We start from the raw sequence: 13,887 nt of genomic DNA, 5'->3' as shown, positions 1-13,887 counted from the left end.
TCCCTGTAGGAGCGGCCTTGCGTCGCGATGGGCCGCGTAGCGGCCCCGGGGACATGTGCTGCGAAGCTGAAAACCTCGGCCCGCTTAGGCGCCCCATCGCGACGCAAGGCCGCTCCTACAGGGATCGCGCAAGTGTTGGTTTACTTCTCTTCCTTCGTGGCCACCGGCGCCGGCGGCGGCCGCAGCCCCACCTCGGCCACCAGCTTGAGCTGCTGCCCATTGCGCACCACCTCGATGGTGATCTTCTCGTTGGGCTTGATCCTTGCCACCTGGTTCATCGACTTGCGCCCGTCACCGGCCGGTTCGCCGTTGATGCTCAAGATCACATCACCCAGTTGCAGCCCCGCGCGCGCCGCCGGGCCATCGCGGAAGATACCTGCCACTACAATGCCCGGGCGGCCCTGCATGCCGAACGACTCAGCCAGCTCCTGGCTCAGCGGCTGCACTTCGATGCCCAGCCAGCCACGGATCACCTGGCCGTGCTCGACGATCGACTTCATCACCTCCAGTGCCAGCTTGACCGGAATGGCGAAGCCTATGCCCTGGGATCCGCCGGACTTGGAGAAGATCGCCGTGTTGATGCCCACCAGGTTGCCGTTGGCATCCACCAGCGCGCCGCCGGAGTTGCCCGGGTTGATCGCAGCGTCAGTCTGGATGAAGTCTTCGTAGTTGTTCAGGCCCAGCTGGTTGCGGCCGGTGGCGCTGATGATGCCCATGGTCACGGTCTGGCCGACGCCGAACGGGTTGCCGATGGCCAGGGTCACGTCACCGATGTGGATATTGTCGGAGCGGCCGATGGTGATCGCCGGCAGGCTGTTGAGGTCGATCTTGAGCACCGCCAGGTCGGTTTCCGGGTCGCTGCCAATCACCCGGGCGAGGGTCTCGCGGCCGTCCTTGAGGGCCACGACGATCTGGTCGGCGCCGCTGGTGACGTGGTTGTTGGTCAGCAGGTAGCCTTCCGGGCTCATGATCACCGCCGAGCCCAGGCTCGACTCCCAGCGCCGCTGCTTGGGCAGGTTGTCGCCGAAGAACCGGCGGAATTGCGGGTCTTCGAACAGCGGGTGGGCGCTCTTGTTCACCACCTTGGTGGTGTACAGGTTGACCACCGCCGGCGCGGCCAGGGTCACGGCATCGGCGTAGGACACCGGGCCCTGCATGATTTTCGTGGTTTGCGGGGCCTGCTGCAGGTTGACGTCCTGGCTGGGCAGGCCGACCCATTGCGGGAAGCGCTGGATGATCAGGATGGCGATCAGCACACCGGTGAGCAGGGGCCAGCCGAAGTAACGCAGAGCCTTGAACATGAATGAATCCTGGGAGTAGGGCGGGGGCCTTTCAGTTCGGCCCGGGGCGAGCGCGCGCGATCATACACGTGAACACAACGATCAGCGATGGCCGGAATCCCCTGGCGACTGTCGCCGGTTCCCCCGAAACCGGCGACGGCCCATAATGGCGGCCATTATAGGGCCTCGCGCCCTGTCGCAACGCCGAATTCGAGGAGATTTTTCATGGCCGTCGCCCTCAATACACTGGTCGAGGAAGCCGAGCGCTACCTGGGCAGCGCGAAGATCCAGGACTACTGCCCCAATGGCCTGCAGGTCGAGGGGCGCCCCCAGGTCAGCCGTATCGTCAGCGGCGTCACCGCCAGCCAGGCGCTGCTGGACGCGGCGGTCGAGGCCGAGGCAGACCTGGTGCTGGTGCACCATGGCTACTTCTGGAAGGGCGAGAACCCGTGCATCACCGGGATCAAGCAGCGGCGCCTGAAGACCCTGCTCAAGCACGATATCAGCCTGCTGGCCTTCCACCTGCCGCTGGACGTGCACCCGGAAGTGGGCAACAACGTGCAGCTGGCGCGCCAGCTCGACATTACCGTCGAAGGCCCTCTGGACCCGAACAATCCCAAGGTGGTCGGCCTGGTCGGGTCGCTGGCGGAACCGGTGTCGGCGAGGGACTTCGCCCGTCGGGTACGCGAGGCGCTGGGGCGTGAGCCGTTGGTCGTCGAGGGCGAGCAGATGATCCGCCGGGTCGGCTGGTGCACCGGCGGCGGGCAAGGCTACATCGACACCGCCATCGCCGCCGGGGTCGACTTGTTCATCAGTGGCGAGGCGTCCGAGCAGACGTTCCACAGTGCCCGCGAGAACGGCGTGAGCTTCATCGCCGCCGGGCATCACGCTACCGAGCGCTATGGCGTGCAGGCGTTGGGGGATTACCTGGCGCGACGGTTCGCGGTCGAGCACCTGTTCATCGATTGCCCGAATCCGATCTGACGGCCAGCAGCAAGAATGCGGTTTCCTGTGGGAGCGGCCTCGTGTCGCGAAAGGGCCGCAAAGCGGCCCCAAGATTTATGCGCCAACGCAAAAATTCTGGGTCTGCTACGCAGCCCTTTCGCGACACTAGGCCGCTCCTACAGGGACCTCGCATGGCCCAAACCCCCAGTCATATCGTTAGATTGTTTCGATCTAGGCAGCCTCCTAAATAGAATCAGGTGCTGTGATAAAGTGGCTCGCTCGAACACGGCCCGCAGGCCGTCCATAAGATCGTTTTTCGTGAGTAGCCATGGTCGACAATCTGACGCACTTGAAACAGCTGGAGGCGGAGAGCATCCACATCATCCGCGAGGTGGCCGCCGAGTTCGACAACCCGGTGATGCTGTACTCGATCGGCAAGGATTCCGCGGTCATGCTGCACCTGGCGCGCAAGGCGTTCTTCCCGGGCAAGCTGCCGTTCCCGGTGATGCACGTCGACACCCAGTGGAAGTTCCAGGAGATGTACCGCTTCCGCGACAAGATGGTCGAAGAGATGGGCCTGGAGCTGATCACCCACGTCAACCCCGAGGGTGTGGCGCAGGGCATCAACCCGTTCACCCATGGCAGCTCCAAGCACACCGATATCATGAAGACCCAGGGCCTGAAGCAGGCGCTGGACAAGCATGGTTTCGACGCCGCCTTCGGTGGCGCGCGCCGCGACGAAGAGAAGTCGCGGGCCAAGGAGCGCGTCTACTCGTTCCGTGACAGCAAGCACCGCTGGGACCCGAAGAACCAGCGCCCGGAGCTGTGGAACATCTACAACGGCAAGGTCAACAAGGGCGAGTCGATCCGCGTGTTCCCGCTGTCGAACTGGACCGAGCTGGACATCTGGCAGTACATCTACCTCGAAGGCATTCCGATCGTGCCGCTGTACTTCGCCGCCGAGCGTGAAGTGATCGAGAAGAACGGCACCCTGATCATGATCGACGACGAGCGCATCCTCGAGCACCTGAGCGACGAGGAAAAAGCCCGCATCGTCAAGAAGAAGGTCCGTTTCCGCACCCTTGGCTGCTATCCGTTGACGGGGGCAGTCGAGTCCGAAGCCGAAACGCTGACCGACATCATTCAGGAAATGCTTCTGACGCGTACTTCCGAGCGTCAGGGCCGGGTCATCGACCACGATGGCGCAGGCTCCATGGAAGACAAGAAACGTCAGGGCTACTTCTAATTTTCAGGGTTACTCCATGTCGCACCAATCCGATTTGATCAGCGAAGACATCCTCGCTTATCTGGCTCAGCACGAGCGCAAAGAACTGCTGCGTTTCCTCACCTGCGGCAACGTGGACGATGGCAAGAGCACCCTGATCGGGCGCCTGCTGCACGACTCGAAGATGATCTACGAGGACCACCTCGAGGCCATCACCCGCGACTCGAAAAAATCCGGCACCACCGGTGAGGAAGTCGACCTGGCGCTGCTGGTGGACGGCCTGCAGGCCGAGCGCGAGCAGGGCATCACCATCGATGTCGCCTACCGCTACTTCTCCACCGCCAAGCGCAAGTTCATCATTGCCGACACCCCGGGCCACGAGCAGTACACCCGCAACATGGCCACTGGCGCGTCCACCTGCGACCTGGCGATTATCCTGGTCGATGCCCGCTACGGCGTGCAGACCCAGACCCGCCGACACAGCTACATCGCCTCGTTGCTGGGCATCAAGCACATCGTCGTCGCGGTCAACAAGATGGACCTCAAGGGCTTCGACGAGCAGGTCTTCGAGTCGATCAAGGCCGACTACCTGAAGTTCGCCGAGGGCATCAACCTCAAGCCGAGCAGCCTGCACTTCGTGCCGATGTCGGCGCTCAAGGGCGACAACGTGGTCAACCGCAGCGAGCGCTCGCCATGGTACACGGGCCCGGCGCTGATGGAGATCCTCGAGACCGTCGAGATCGCCGCCGACCGCAACGTCACCGACCTGCGTTTCCCGGTGCAGTACGTCAACCGTCCGAACCTGAACTTCCGTGGCTTCGCCGGTACCATCGCCGGTGGCGTGGTGCACAAGGGTGACGAGATCGTCGTGCTGCCGTCGGGCAAGAGCAGCCGGGTCAAGTCCATCGTCACCTATGAAGGCGAGTTGGAGAACGCCGGCCCCGGCCAGGCCGTGACCCTGACCATGGAAGACGAGATCGACATCTCCCGTGGCGACCTGCTGGTGCATGCCGACAACGTACCGCCGGTCACCGACCAGTTCGATGCCATGCTGGTGTGGATGGCCGAGGAGCCAATGCTCCCGGGCAAGAAGTACGACATCAAGCGCGCCACCAGCTACGTGCCGGGCTCGATTGCCAGCATCACCCACAAGGTCGATGTGAACACTTTGGAGCAGGGCGCCGCCAGCGCGCTGCAGCTCAACGAGATCGGCCGGGTCAAGGTCGCGCTGGACAGCGCCATCGCCCTGGACGGCTACGAGAGCAACCGCACCACCGGCGCGTTCATCGTCATCGATCGCCTGACCAACGGCACGGTCGGTGCCGGCATGATCATCGCCCCGCCGGTACTGCCGCACGGCAGCACCGGCCAGCACGGCAAGCTGGCCCATGTGTCCACCGAGGAGCGCGCCCTGCGCTTCGGCCAGCAGCCGGCCACCGTGCTGTTCAGCGGCCTGTCCGGCGCCGGCAAGAGCACCCTGGCCTATGCCGTGGAGCGCAAGCTGTTCGACATGGGCCGCGCGGTCTATGTGCTCGATGGCCAGAACCTGCGCCACGACCTGAACAAGGGCCTGCCGCAGGACCGCGCCGGCCGCACCGAGAACTGGCGTCGCGCCGCCCATGTGGCGCGCCAGTTCAACGAAGCCGGCCTGCTGACCCTGGCAGCGTTCGTTGCCCCGGATGCCGAAGGCCGCGAGCAGGCCAGGGCGCTGATCGGCAAGGAGCGTCTGGTCACCGTCTATGTGCAGGCGTCGCCGCTGGCGTGCCGTGAGCGTGATCCGCAAGGGCTGTACGCGGCCGGTGGCGACAATATTCCGGGCGAGAGCTTCCCGTTCGACGTGCCGCTGGATGCGGACCTGGTGATCGACACCCAGTCGGTCAGTGTCGATGAAGGTGTGAAACTGGTGCTGGATGTGCTGCGTCAGCGTGGTGCGATCTGATCTTCACCCTGCATGAAAAACCCCGCTTCGGCGGGGTTTTTTGTTTGCTTCGGGAGAGCTGGGGCGCAAAGCGCCCCCGGCATTGCTAGATATGTTTCTCGGTAACGGGAATCACCCGCCGCTCCTTCACCGCCTTGTACGAAAAGCTCGAATAGATCTCCTTCACCCCCGGCAACCGTTGCAGCACTTCCCGGGTGAATTCGCCAAACGACTCCAGGTCCCGCGCCAGGATCTCCAGCAAAAAGTCATAGCGCCCGGAGATGTTGTGGCAGGCGACGATCTCGGGAATCTCCATCAGCCGCTGCTCGAACGCCAGGGCCATCTCCTTGGTGTGCGAGTCCATCATGATGCTGACGAACGCGGTCACTCCGAAGCCCAGTGACTTGGGCGAGAGAATGGCCTGGTAGCCGGTGATGTAGCCGTTGTCCTCCAGCAGTTTGACCCGCCGCCAGCAGGGCGAAGTGGTCAAGGCGACCAGGTCGGCGAGATCGGAAACGGTCAGGCGGGCGTTGTCCTGCAGGGCGGCGAGCAGGGCGCGGTCGGTACGGTCGAGAGCTGAAGGCATATCTTGCCCTCCTGATTCTATTTTTGTTGTTTTTCTTTCAAAACTTGCGCAATTGCGTGGGCAAGTTTGGAAAAAGCGCGGCAGCTTGGTGGCATAAGCTTATAACAAACCACAAGAGGCTGTTGCCATGCGCGACTCCAACAAAAACACCGGTTTCTCCACGCGTGCCATCCACCATGGCTATGACCCGCTGTCCCACGGCGGTGCCCTGGTGCCGCCGGTGTACCAGACCGCCACCTATGCCTTCCCCACCGTCGAGTACGGCGCCGCCTGCTTCGCGGGTGAGGAACCGGGGCATTTCTATAGCCGAATTTCCAATCCGACCCTGGCCCTGCTGGAGCAGCGCATGGCGTCCCTGGAGGGGGGCGAGGCCGGGCTGGCGCTGGCCTCCGGCATGGGCGCCATCACCGCCACGCTATGGACGCTGCTGCGTCCGGGTGACGAGCTGATCGTTGGCAGTACCCTGTACGGCTGCACCTTCGCCTACCTGCACCACGGTATCGGCGAGTTCGGCGTGAAGATCCGCCATGTCGACCTCAACGACATCCCGGCACTGCGGGCCGCGATCACCCCGAAGACGCGGATGATCTATTTCGAGACCCCGGCCAACCCCAACATGCAGCTGGTGGACATTGCCGCGGTGGTCGATGCCGCCCGTGGCCACGACCTGAGCATCGTGGTCGACAACACCTACTGCACACCTTACCTGCAACGCCCGCTGGAACTGGGTGTGGACCTGGTGGTGCATTCGGCCACCAAGTACCTGTCCGGGCATGGCGACATCACCGCCGGGCTGGTGGTCGGGCGCAAGGCACTGGTCGACCGTATCCGCCTGGAAGGGCTCAAGGACATGACCGGCGCGGTGCTGTCGCCCCATGACGCGGCGCTGCTGATGCGCGGCCTCAAGACCCTGGCCCTGCGCATGGACCGTCACTGCGCCAATGCCCGGCAGGTGGCCGAGTTCCTCGCCGAACAATCACAGGTCGAGCTGCTGCACTACCCGGGCCTGCCATCCTTCCCGCAGTACGCGCTGGCCCAGCGGCAAATGCGCCTGCCGGGCGGCATGATCGCCTTCGAGCTCAAGGGCGGGATCGAGGCCGGTCGTCGCTTCATGAACGCCCTGCAGCTGTTCAGCCGCGCGGTGAGCCTGGGCGATGCCGAGTCGCTGGCCCAGCACCCGGCGAGCATGACGCACTCCAGCTATACCCAGCAGGAGCGTGCGGAGCATGGCATCTCGGAAGGGCTGGTGCGCTTGTCGGTGGGGCTGGAAGACATCGACGACCTGCTCGCCGACATTGCCCAGGCCTTGAAGGCCTGCGCCTGAACCGCCACGGACGAGGCCTGCGCGATGGTAGCAATGATGAACCCGAACGAGCCGTTGACGGCCCTGGAAACCGCGCTGGACAGTGACCCCGGGGAAACCGCCGAGTGGTGCGAGGCGCTGTCCTCGACCCTGGCCCACTGCGGGCCGGCACGGGCGCGCTACCTGCTGCAGCGCCTGCAGGCCCATGCCCTGGAACTGGGCCTGGAGCGTGAGGCCCAGGCCTTCTCGGCCTACCGCAACACCTTGCCGGTGGAGCAGCAGGGCAGCTATCCGGGCGATCTGGAACTGGACGAGCGAATCACCGGCATCCTGCGCTGGAACGCCCTGGCCATGGTGGTACGGGCCAACCATGCCTACGGCGAGCTGGGCGGGCATATCGCCAGCTATGCCTCGGCGGCGGAAATCTTCGAGGTCGGTTTCCAGCACTTTTTCCGGGGCGAGGGCGGCGGCGCGCAGCGCAGTGGCGACCTGGTGTTCTTCCAGCCGCACTCGGCGCCGGGTATCTATGCCCGCGCCTTCCTTGAAGGGCGCCTGAGCGAGGCGCAACTGGCCAACTACCGCCAGGAGGTTGCGGGAAACGGCTTGTGCTCCTATCCGCATCCCTGGCTGATGCCTGACTTCTGGCAGTTCCCTACCGGCTCCATGGGCATCGGCCCGCTCAATGCCATCTACCAGGCGCGGTTCATGCGCTACCTGCAGCACCGCGGCCTGCTCGATACTTCGGCGCGGCATGTGTGGGGCGTGTTCGGCGATGGCGAGATGGACGAGCCGGAATCGATCGCCGGCCTGACCCTGGCTGCTCGTGAAGGCCTGGACAACCTGACCTTCATCGTCAACTGCAATCTGCAGCGCCTGGACGGCCCGGTGCGTGGCAACGGCCAGATCATCCAGGAGCTCGAAGCGCTGTTCAGCGGCGCCGGCTGGAACGTGATCAAGGTGCTCTGGGGCTCGGAGTGGGACGCGCTGTTCGCCCGGGATCATGAGCATGCGCTGCTGCGCCAGCTGGCGGCGACACCCGACGGGCAATTCCAGACCCTCGGCGCCAAGGACGGCAGCTACAACCTCGAGCACTTCTTCAAGCAGAACCCGGCCCTGCAGCGCCTGGTGGCGCACATGAGCGCCGACGAGATCAACGCCCTCAAGCGCGGTGGCCACGATTTTCGCAAGCTGCATGCCGCCTATGCCGCGGCCAAGGCCTGCAAGGGCCGGCCGACGGTGATCCTGGCCAAGACCAAGAAAGGCTACGGCATGAGCAGTGCCGGTGAGTCGCGGATGACCGCGCACCAGGCCAAGAAGCTCGATGTGCAGGCACTGCTGGCCTTCCGCGACCGCTTCCACCTGCCGCTGTCGGACGAGGAAGTGGAGCAGTTGCGCTTCTACCGTCCGGCCGCCGACAGCCCGGAGATGATCTACCTGCGCCAGCGCCGCGAGGCCCTGGGCGGGCCGCTGCCGGTGCGGCGCAGCGACTGCGCCGGCCTGCCCGTGCCGGACCTGGACAGCTTCGCCGGCTTTGCCCTGCGCGCCGAGGGCAAGGAGATGTCCACCACCATGGCTGCCGTGCGCCTGCTTGGCAACTGGCTCAAGGTGCCGGGGCTGGGGCCGCGGGTGGTGCCGATCGTTGCCGACGAGGCACGCACCTTCGGCATGGCCAGCCTGTTCCGCCAGATCGGCATCTACTCGCCCCAGGGGCAACGATACGAGCCGGAGGACGCCGGCTCGCTGCTGGTCTACAAGGAAGCGCGCGACGGCCAGTTGCTGGAGGAGGGCATCACCGAGGCCGGGGCGATCTCTTCGTGGATCGCGGCGGCGACTGCCTATGCCGTGCATGGCGAGGCGATGCTGCCGGTGTACATCTATTACTCGATGTTCGGCTTCCAGCGGGTCGGCGACCTGATCTGGGCCGCCGCCGACCAGCGCGCCCGCGGCCTGTTGCTTGGCGCCACCGCGGGGCGTACCACGCTGGGTGGCGAGGGGCTGCAGCACCAGGACGGCTCGAGCCTGGTCATGGCTTCCATGGTGCCCAATTGCCGTGCCTGGGACCCGTGCTTTGCCGGCGAGCTGGCGGTGATCCTCGCCCATGCCGCGCGGCGCATGCTGGTGGAGCAGCGGGACGAGTTCCACTACGTGGCAGTGATGAATGAAAACTACCCGCAGCCGTCATTGCCCGAGGACGTGCACGAGGATGTGTTGCGAGGGATGTACCGGTTTGCCCGGCATGCGTCGGCAGCGTCCCGTGGCCAGGTACGGCTGTTGGGTTCGGGCACCATCCTGCGCGAGGTGATCGCCGCCGGCGAGTTGTTGGCCAGCGACTGGCAGGTCGACAGCGAGGTGTTCAGCGTCACCAGCTTCAGCGAGCTGGCGCGTGGGGCCAGGGATGAGCAACGCCTGGCGATGGCCGGGGAGCAGGCGGATTGTCACGTGCGTCATTGCCTGCCCGGTGATGCTCCGGTGATCGCGGCCAGCGACTATGTACGAGCCTGGCCGCAACTGATTGCCGAGTATGTGCAGGCGCCCTATATCACCCTGGGCACCGATGGTTTCGGGCGCAGCGACACGCGTCAGCAACTGCGGCGGTTCTTCGAGGTGGATCGGCATGCCGTGGTGCTGGCGGCTTTGTACGGGCTGGTGTGCCAGGGCGTGCTGGCGGCGGATGTGCTGGGGGAGGCGAGGGTGCGGTATGGGATTGGCGAGGAGGGGGCGGCCTGGTATCGGTGAGGGATCTGGGCGGCCCTGTCGTGGGACAAGCCCGCTCCCTCTAAGGTAGATCCCGCCCACAAAAAAGGCCTCTTTCGAGGCCTTCTTCCTGTCATCGACTCAACGCTTGAGCCCGTAGCTCTCGTCGAGCATGCCCGGCGAGTTCGGGGCCTTCGGTGCGTAGTCGCGCGGCACCTCGGCGGTGTCCTTCGGCGGGGTCAGGCGATCACGCGGGCCTTGCGCGGCTTCCGAGTGCAGCGCGGCCAGCAGGCGCTGGCGGGTCAGCTCGTCCAGGGCCAAGCGGTTGGCGCCGTCGGCCAGGTGATCCTGGACGTCCTGGTAGCTCTGGGTCAGTTTCTTGACCAGCGAAGCGGTGCTGTTGAAGTGGGTCACCACTTCATTCTGGTAATTGTCGAAGCGCTGCTGGATGTCATCCAGCTGGCGTTGGGTGTTGCTCGGTGCCGCGTTGGGCAGCAGGCGGGCCAGCGCGAAACCGACGACGACGCCGACAACCAGGGCCAGGGTCGGCAGCAACCAAACAAGGAGCGAGTGTTCCACGAGTCCTTCCTCTATAAACGGCTTTGCTTTACGTTAACGGCTCAGACCTGCGCTGTATACCGCGAGCGATCGCAAATCAGAACAGAATTCCTCAGCTAGACGAGTCGACCCTCCTCGAGGTCACGGAGTAGTGCCTTGCTTATCCGCGAAACACCCTTGTTCATCGATGGCCCGTGCGGCCAGCTGGAAGCCTTGTACCTGGACGTGGCCGACGCCCGTGGCGCTGTGCTGATCTGCCACCCCAACCCGGTCCAGGGCGGCACCATGCTCAACAAGGTGGTGTCGACCCTGCAACGCACTGCCCGCGACGCCGGTTACATCACGTTGCGCTTCAACTATCGGGGCGTCGGTCAGAGCGCCGGCAGCCACGACATGGGCGCCGGTGAAGTGGCCGACGCCGAGGCCGCCGCGGCCTGGCTGCGCGCGCAGCATCCCGAACTGCCGCTGGTGCTGATGGGCTTCTCCTTCGGTGGTTTCGTCGCCGCCAGCCTGGCCGGTCGCCTGGAGGCCGGGGGCGTGGCCCTGCAGCAGCTGTTCATGATTGCCCCGGCGGTGATGCGGCTGAACGAACAGTTCCCGTTGCCCGAGCGCGTCGCCCTCACAGTGGTGCAGCCGGACACCGACGAAGTGGTCGATCCGCAACTGGTCTACGACTGGTCGAATGACCTGTCGCGCCCCCATGAGCTGCTGAAAGTGGCAGAATGCGGACACTTCTTCCATGGCAAGCTGACCGATCTGAAGGATCTGCTGCTGCCGCGCCTTTCGAACTGAGCCAAGCCTGAATAAGCGAACACCCATGACCACGCGCATCCTCACCGGTATCACCACCACCGGCACCCCGCACCTGGGCAACTACGCCGGCGCCATCCGCCCGGCCATCCTCGCCAGCCAGCAGCCCGGCGTCGACTCGTTCTACTTCCTGGCCGACTACCACGCCCTGATCAAGTGCGACGACCCGCAGCGCATCCAGCGCTCGCGCCTGGAAATCGCCGCCACCTGGCTGGCCGGTGGCCTGGATCCGGACAAGGTGACCTTCTACCGCCAGTCGGACATCCCCGAAATCCCCGAGCTGACCTGGCTGCTGACCTGCGTCGCCGCCAAGGGCCTGCTCAACCGCGCCCACGCCTACAAGGCTTCGGTGGACAAGAACGTCGAGGCCGGCGAAGACCCGGACGCCGGCGTGACCATGGGCCTGTTCAGCTACCCGGTGCTGATGGCCGCCGACATCCTGATGTTCAACGCCAACAAGGTGCCGGTCGGCCGCGACCAGATCCAGCACGTGGAAATGGCCCGCGACATCGGCCAGCGCTTCAACCACCTGTTCGGCCAGGGCAAGGACTTCTTCGCCCTGCCGGAAGCGGTGATCGAGGAGAGCGTGGCGACCCTGCCAGGCCTGGACGGGCGCAAGATGTCCAAGAGCTACGACAACACCATCCCGTTGTTCACCAGCGCCAAGGACATGAAAGACGCCATCTCGCGCATCGTCACCGACTCCAAGGCGCCGGGCGAGGCCAAGGATCCGGACAATTCGCACCTGTTCACCCTGTTCCAGGCCTTTTCCACGCCAGCGCAATGCGCCGCGTTCCGTGAAGAGCTGGTGCAGGGCCTGGGCTGGGGCGAAGCCAAGCAGCGCCTGTTCCAGCTGCTCGACGGCCAGCTGGCGGAAAAGCGCGAGCACTACCACCAGCTGATCTCGCGCCCGTCGGACCTGGAGGACATTCTCCTTGCCGGTGCCGCCAAGGCCCGCAAGATTGCCACGCCATTCCTCGAACAGTTGCGTGAAGCGGTTGGCCTGCGTTCGTTCCGCACCACCGTGCAAGCCACCACTGAAGTGAAGAAGAAGGCCGCCAAGACCGCCCGCTTCGTCAGCTTCCGCGATGAAGACGGCAGCTTCCGCTTCCGACTGCTGGCCGCCGATGGCGAGCAACTGCTGCTGTCGCGCAGCTTCGCCGATGGCAAGAGCGCGGGTGCGGTGAGCAAGCAACTGCAGCAAGGTGGCGAGGCCGATGTGCGGGTCGAGGGCCTGAGCTTCAGCCTGTGGCTGGAGGGCGAGCAGGTTGCCGACGGGCCGCAGTTCGAGGCCGCCGAGGCCCGTGATGCGGCCATCGTGAGCTTGCGCGAGGCCCTGTCGCCACAGCAGGACTGATACGCCTACGCTCCCACTAGGCAGGTAATGAGGCAAGTGGTCGCATGTATCATTGCCATCAGGCGGGCCGGTCGCTACAGTGACGGCCCGTTTTTTGTTGCCTCGCTAACGAAATCATGACTCCTCTAGAACGCTATCAAGCAGATCTGAAACGTCCCGACTTCTTCCATGATGCGGCGCAGGAAACTGCGGTGCGTCACCTGCAGCGCCTGTACGACGACCTGGTGCGCGCGCAGAACAACAAGCCGGGCGTGTTCGGCAAGCTGTTCGGCAAGAAGGAGCAGACGCCGGTCAAGGGTCTGTACTTCTGGGGCGGGGTGGGGCGAGGCAAGACCTACCTGGTCGACACCTTCTATGAAGCGCTGCCGTTCAAGCAGAAGATGCGCACGCACTTCCACCGCTTCATGAAGCGCGTCCACGAGGAGATGAAGACCCTCAAGGGCGAGAAAAACCCGCTGACCATCATCGCCAAACGCTTCAGCGAAGAGGCCAAGGTGATCTGCTTCGACGAGTTCTTCGTCTCCGACATCACCGATGCGATGATCCTCGGCACCCTGATGGAAGAGCTGTTCAAGAACGGCGTGTCGCTGGTGGCCACCTCCAACATCGTCCCCGACGGCCTGTACAAGGACGGCCTGCAGCGGGCGCGCTTCCTGCCGGCCATCGCCATGATCAAGCAGTACACCGACGTGGTGAACGTCGACAGCGGCGTCGACTACCGCCTGCGTCACCTGGAACAGGCCGAGCTGTACCACTTCCCGCTCAACGAGGCGGCCCACGAGAGCCTGCGGGCGAGCTTCAAGGCGCTGACCCCGGAATGCACCCAGGCCGTCGACAATGACGTGCTGATGATCGAGAACCGCCCGATCCATGCCCTGCGCACCTGCGACGACGTTGCCTGGTTCGACTTCCGCGCCCTGTGCGACGGGCCGCGCAGCCAGAACGACTACATCGAGCTGGGCAAGATCTTCCATGCCGTGCTGCTGAGCAACGTCGAGCAGATGGGCGTGACCACCGACGACATCGCCCGGCGCTTCATCAACATGGTCGACGAGTTCTACGACCGCAACGTGAAGCTGATCATCTCGGCCGAGGTGGAGCTCAAGGATCTGTATACCGGCGGGCGCCTGAGCTTCGAGTTCCAGCGCACGCTCAGCCGCTTGCTGGAAATGCAGTCCCACGAGTTCCTGTCGCGGGCGCACAAGCCGTAA

Annotated in this window: 11 protein-coding genes; 8 read left to right on the top strand and 3 right to left on the bottom strand. The window is 64.7% G+C overall.

Going from position 1 to position 13,887, the window contains the following annotated elements:
- Window positions 1–140: 140 nt before the first annotated feature.
- Window positions 141–1,301, bottom strand: coding sequence for a Do family serine endopeptidase AlgW (gene algW, locus ACVWZ5_RS13215; protein ID WP_062575087.1), 1,161 nt, complete (start codon window positions 1,299–1,301; stop codon window positions 141–143).
- Between the two features lie 204 nt (window positions 1,302–1,505).
- Between algW and ACVWZ5_RS13210 the strand changes: the two genes are divergently transcribed.
- The 3 genes from ACVWZ5_RS13210 (at window position 1,506) to cysN (ending at window position 5,389) form a co-directional block, all read left to right on the top strand.
- Window positions 1,506–2,264 (top strand): Nif3-like dinuclear metal center hexameric protein, encoded by a 759-nt coding sequence (locus ACVWZ5_RS13210; RefSeq protein ID WP_028689771.1) that lies wholly within the window; start codon window positions 1,506–1,508, stop codon window positions 2,262–2,264.
- 289 nt (window positions 2,265–2,553) lie between these two features.
- Window positions 2,554–3,471 carry a sulfate adenylyltransferase subunit CysD gene (cysD, locus tag ACVWZ5_RS13205; protein WP_011535568.1) on the top strand — a complete coding sequence of 306 codons (918 nt, stop codon included), beginning with the start codon at window positions 2,554–2,556 and terminating at the stop codon, window positions 3,469–3,471.
- Between the two features lie 16 nt (window positions 3,472–3,487).
- Window positions 3,488–5,389: a sulfate adenylyltransferase subunit CysN gene (gene cysN, locus ACVWZ5_RS13200; protein WP_062575086.1), complete on the top strand. Its 1,902-nt coding sequence runs from the start codon at window positions 3,488–3,490 to the stop codon at window positions 5,387–5,389.
- Window positions 5,390–5,474: 85 nt separating this feature from the next.
- On the opposite strand, the gene ACVWZ5_RS13195 is transcribed toward cysN, so the two are convergent.
- Window positions 5,475–5,954: an Lrp/AsnC family transcriptional regulator gene (locus tag ACVWZ5_RS13195; RefSeq protein WP_457340669.1), complete on the bottom strand. Its 480-nt coding sequence runs from the start codon at window positions 5,952–5,954 to the stop codon at window positions 5,475–5,477.
- Window positions 5,955–6,081: 127 nt separating this feature from the next.
- On the opposite strand from ACVWZ5_RS13195, the gene ACVWZ5_RS13190 reads away from it, so the two are divergent.
- Together ACVWZ5_RS13190 and mdeB are read left to right on the top strand one after the other, a co-directional pair.
- Window positions 6,082–7,278 carry a methionine gamma-lyase gene (locus ACVWZ5_RS13190; protein ID WP_062575084.1) on the top strand — a complete coding sequence of 399 codons (1,197 nt, stop codon included), beginning with the start codon at window positions 6,082–6,084 and terminating at the stop codon, window positions 7,276–7,278.
- Window positions 7,279–7,314: 36 nt separating this feature from the next.
- Window positions 7,315–9,993 carry an alpha-ketoglutarate dehydrogenase gene (gene mdeB / locus ACVWZ5_RS13185; RefSeq protein ID WP_457340668.1) on the top strand — a complete coding sequence of 893 codons (2,679 nt, stop codon included), beginning with the start codon at window positions 7,315–7,317 and terminating at the stop codon, window positions 9,991–9,993.
- A gap of 99 nt (window positions 9,994–10,092) precedes the next feature.
- Here mdeB and ACVWZ5_RS13180 read toward each other — a convergent pair whose 3' ends face one another.
- Window positions 10,093–10,530: a YhcB family protein gene (locus ACVWZ5_RS13180; protein WP_028689766.1), complete on the bottom strand. Its 438-nt coding sequence runs from the start codon at window positions 10,528–10,530 to the stop codon at window positions 10,093–10,095.
- A gap of 135 nt (window positions 10,531–10,665) precedes the next feature.
- Here ACVWZ5_RS13180 and ACVWZ5_RS13175 point away from each other — a divergent pair, with 135 nt between their 5' ends.
- The 3 genes from ACVWZ5_RS13175 to zapE all read left to right on the top strand — a co-directional run bounded on the left by ACVWZ5_RS13175 (window position 10,666) and on the right by zapE (window position 13,887).
- Window positions 10,666–11,301: an alpha/beta hydrolase gene (locus ACVWZ5_RS13175; protein WP_258800463.1), complete on the top strand. Its 636-nt coding sequence runs from the start codon at window positions 10,666–10,668 to the stop codon at window positions 11,299–11,301.
- Between the two features lie 25 nt (window positions 11,302–11,326).
- Window positions 11,327–12,676, top strand: coding sequence for a tryptophan--tRNA ligase (locus ACVWZ5_RS13170; protein WP_062575081.1), 1,350 nt, complete (start codon window positions 11,327–11,329; stop codon window positions 12,674–12,676).
- A 116-nt stretch (window positions 12,677–12,792) separates the two neighbouring features.
- Window positions 12,793–13,887, top strand: a complete 1,095-nt coding sequence (zapE, locus tag ACVWZ5_RS13165) for a cell division protein ZapE (RefSeq protein ID WP_028689763.1) — start codon at window positions 12,793–12,795, stop codon at window positions 13,885–13,887.

Source organism: Pseudomonas sp. TE6283, from assembly GCF_054060555.1.
Note: the sequence above shows the minus strand (reverse complement) of the source record. Positions and strands in the feature narration are given on the sequence as shown.

Coding starts and splice junctions, on each gene's coding strand:
- cysN (WP_062575086.1), top strand. CDS start 3,488: ATGTCGCACCAATCCGATTTGATCAGCGAAGACATCCTCGCTTATCTG.
- ACVWZ5_RS13170 (WP_062575081.1), top strand. CDS start 11,327: ATGACCACGCGCATCCTCACCGGTATCACCACCACCGGCACCCCGCAC.
- cysD (WP_011535568.1), top strand. CDS start 2,554: ATGGTCGACAATCTGACGCACTTGAAACAGCTGGAGGCGGAGAGCATC.
- algW (WP_062575087.1), bottom strand. CDS start 1,301: ATGTTCAAGGCTCTGCGTTACTTCGGCTGGCCCCTGCTCACCGGTGTG.
- mdeB (WP_457340668.1), top strand. CDS start 7,315: ATGAACCCGAACGAGCCGTTGACGGCCCTGGAAACCGCGCTGGACAGT.
- ACVWZ5_RS13190 (WP_062575084.1), top strand. CDS start 6,082: ATGCGCGACTCCAACAAAAACACCGGTTTCTCCACGCGTGCCATCCAC.
- zapE (WP_028689763.1), top strand. CDS start 12,793: ATGACTCCTCTAGAACGCTATCAAGCAGATCTGAAACGTCCCGACTTC.
- ACVWZ5_RS13210 (WP_028689771.1), top strand. CDS start 1,506: ATGGCCGTCGCCCTCAATACACTGGTCGAGGAAGCCGAGCGCTACCTG.
- ACVWZ5_RS13195 (WP_457340669.1), bottom strand. CDS start 5,954: ATGCCTTCAGCTCTCGACCGTACCGACCGCGCCCTGCTCGCCGCCCTG.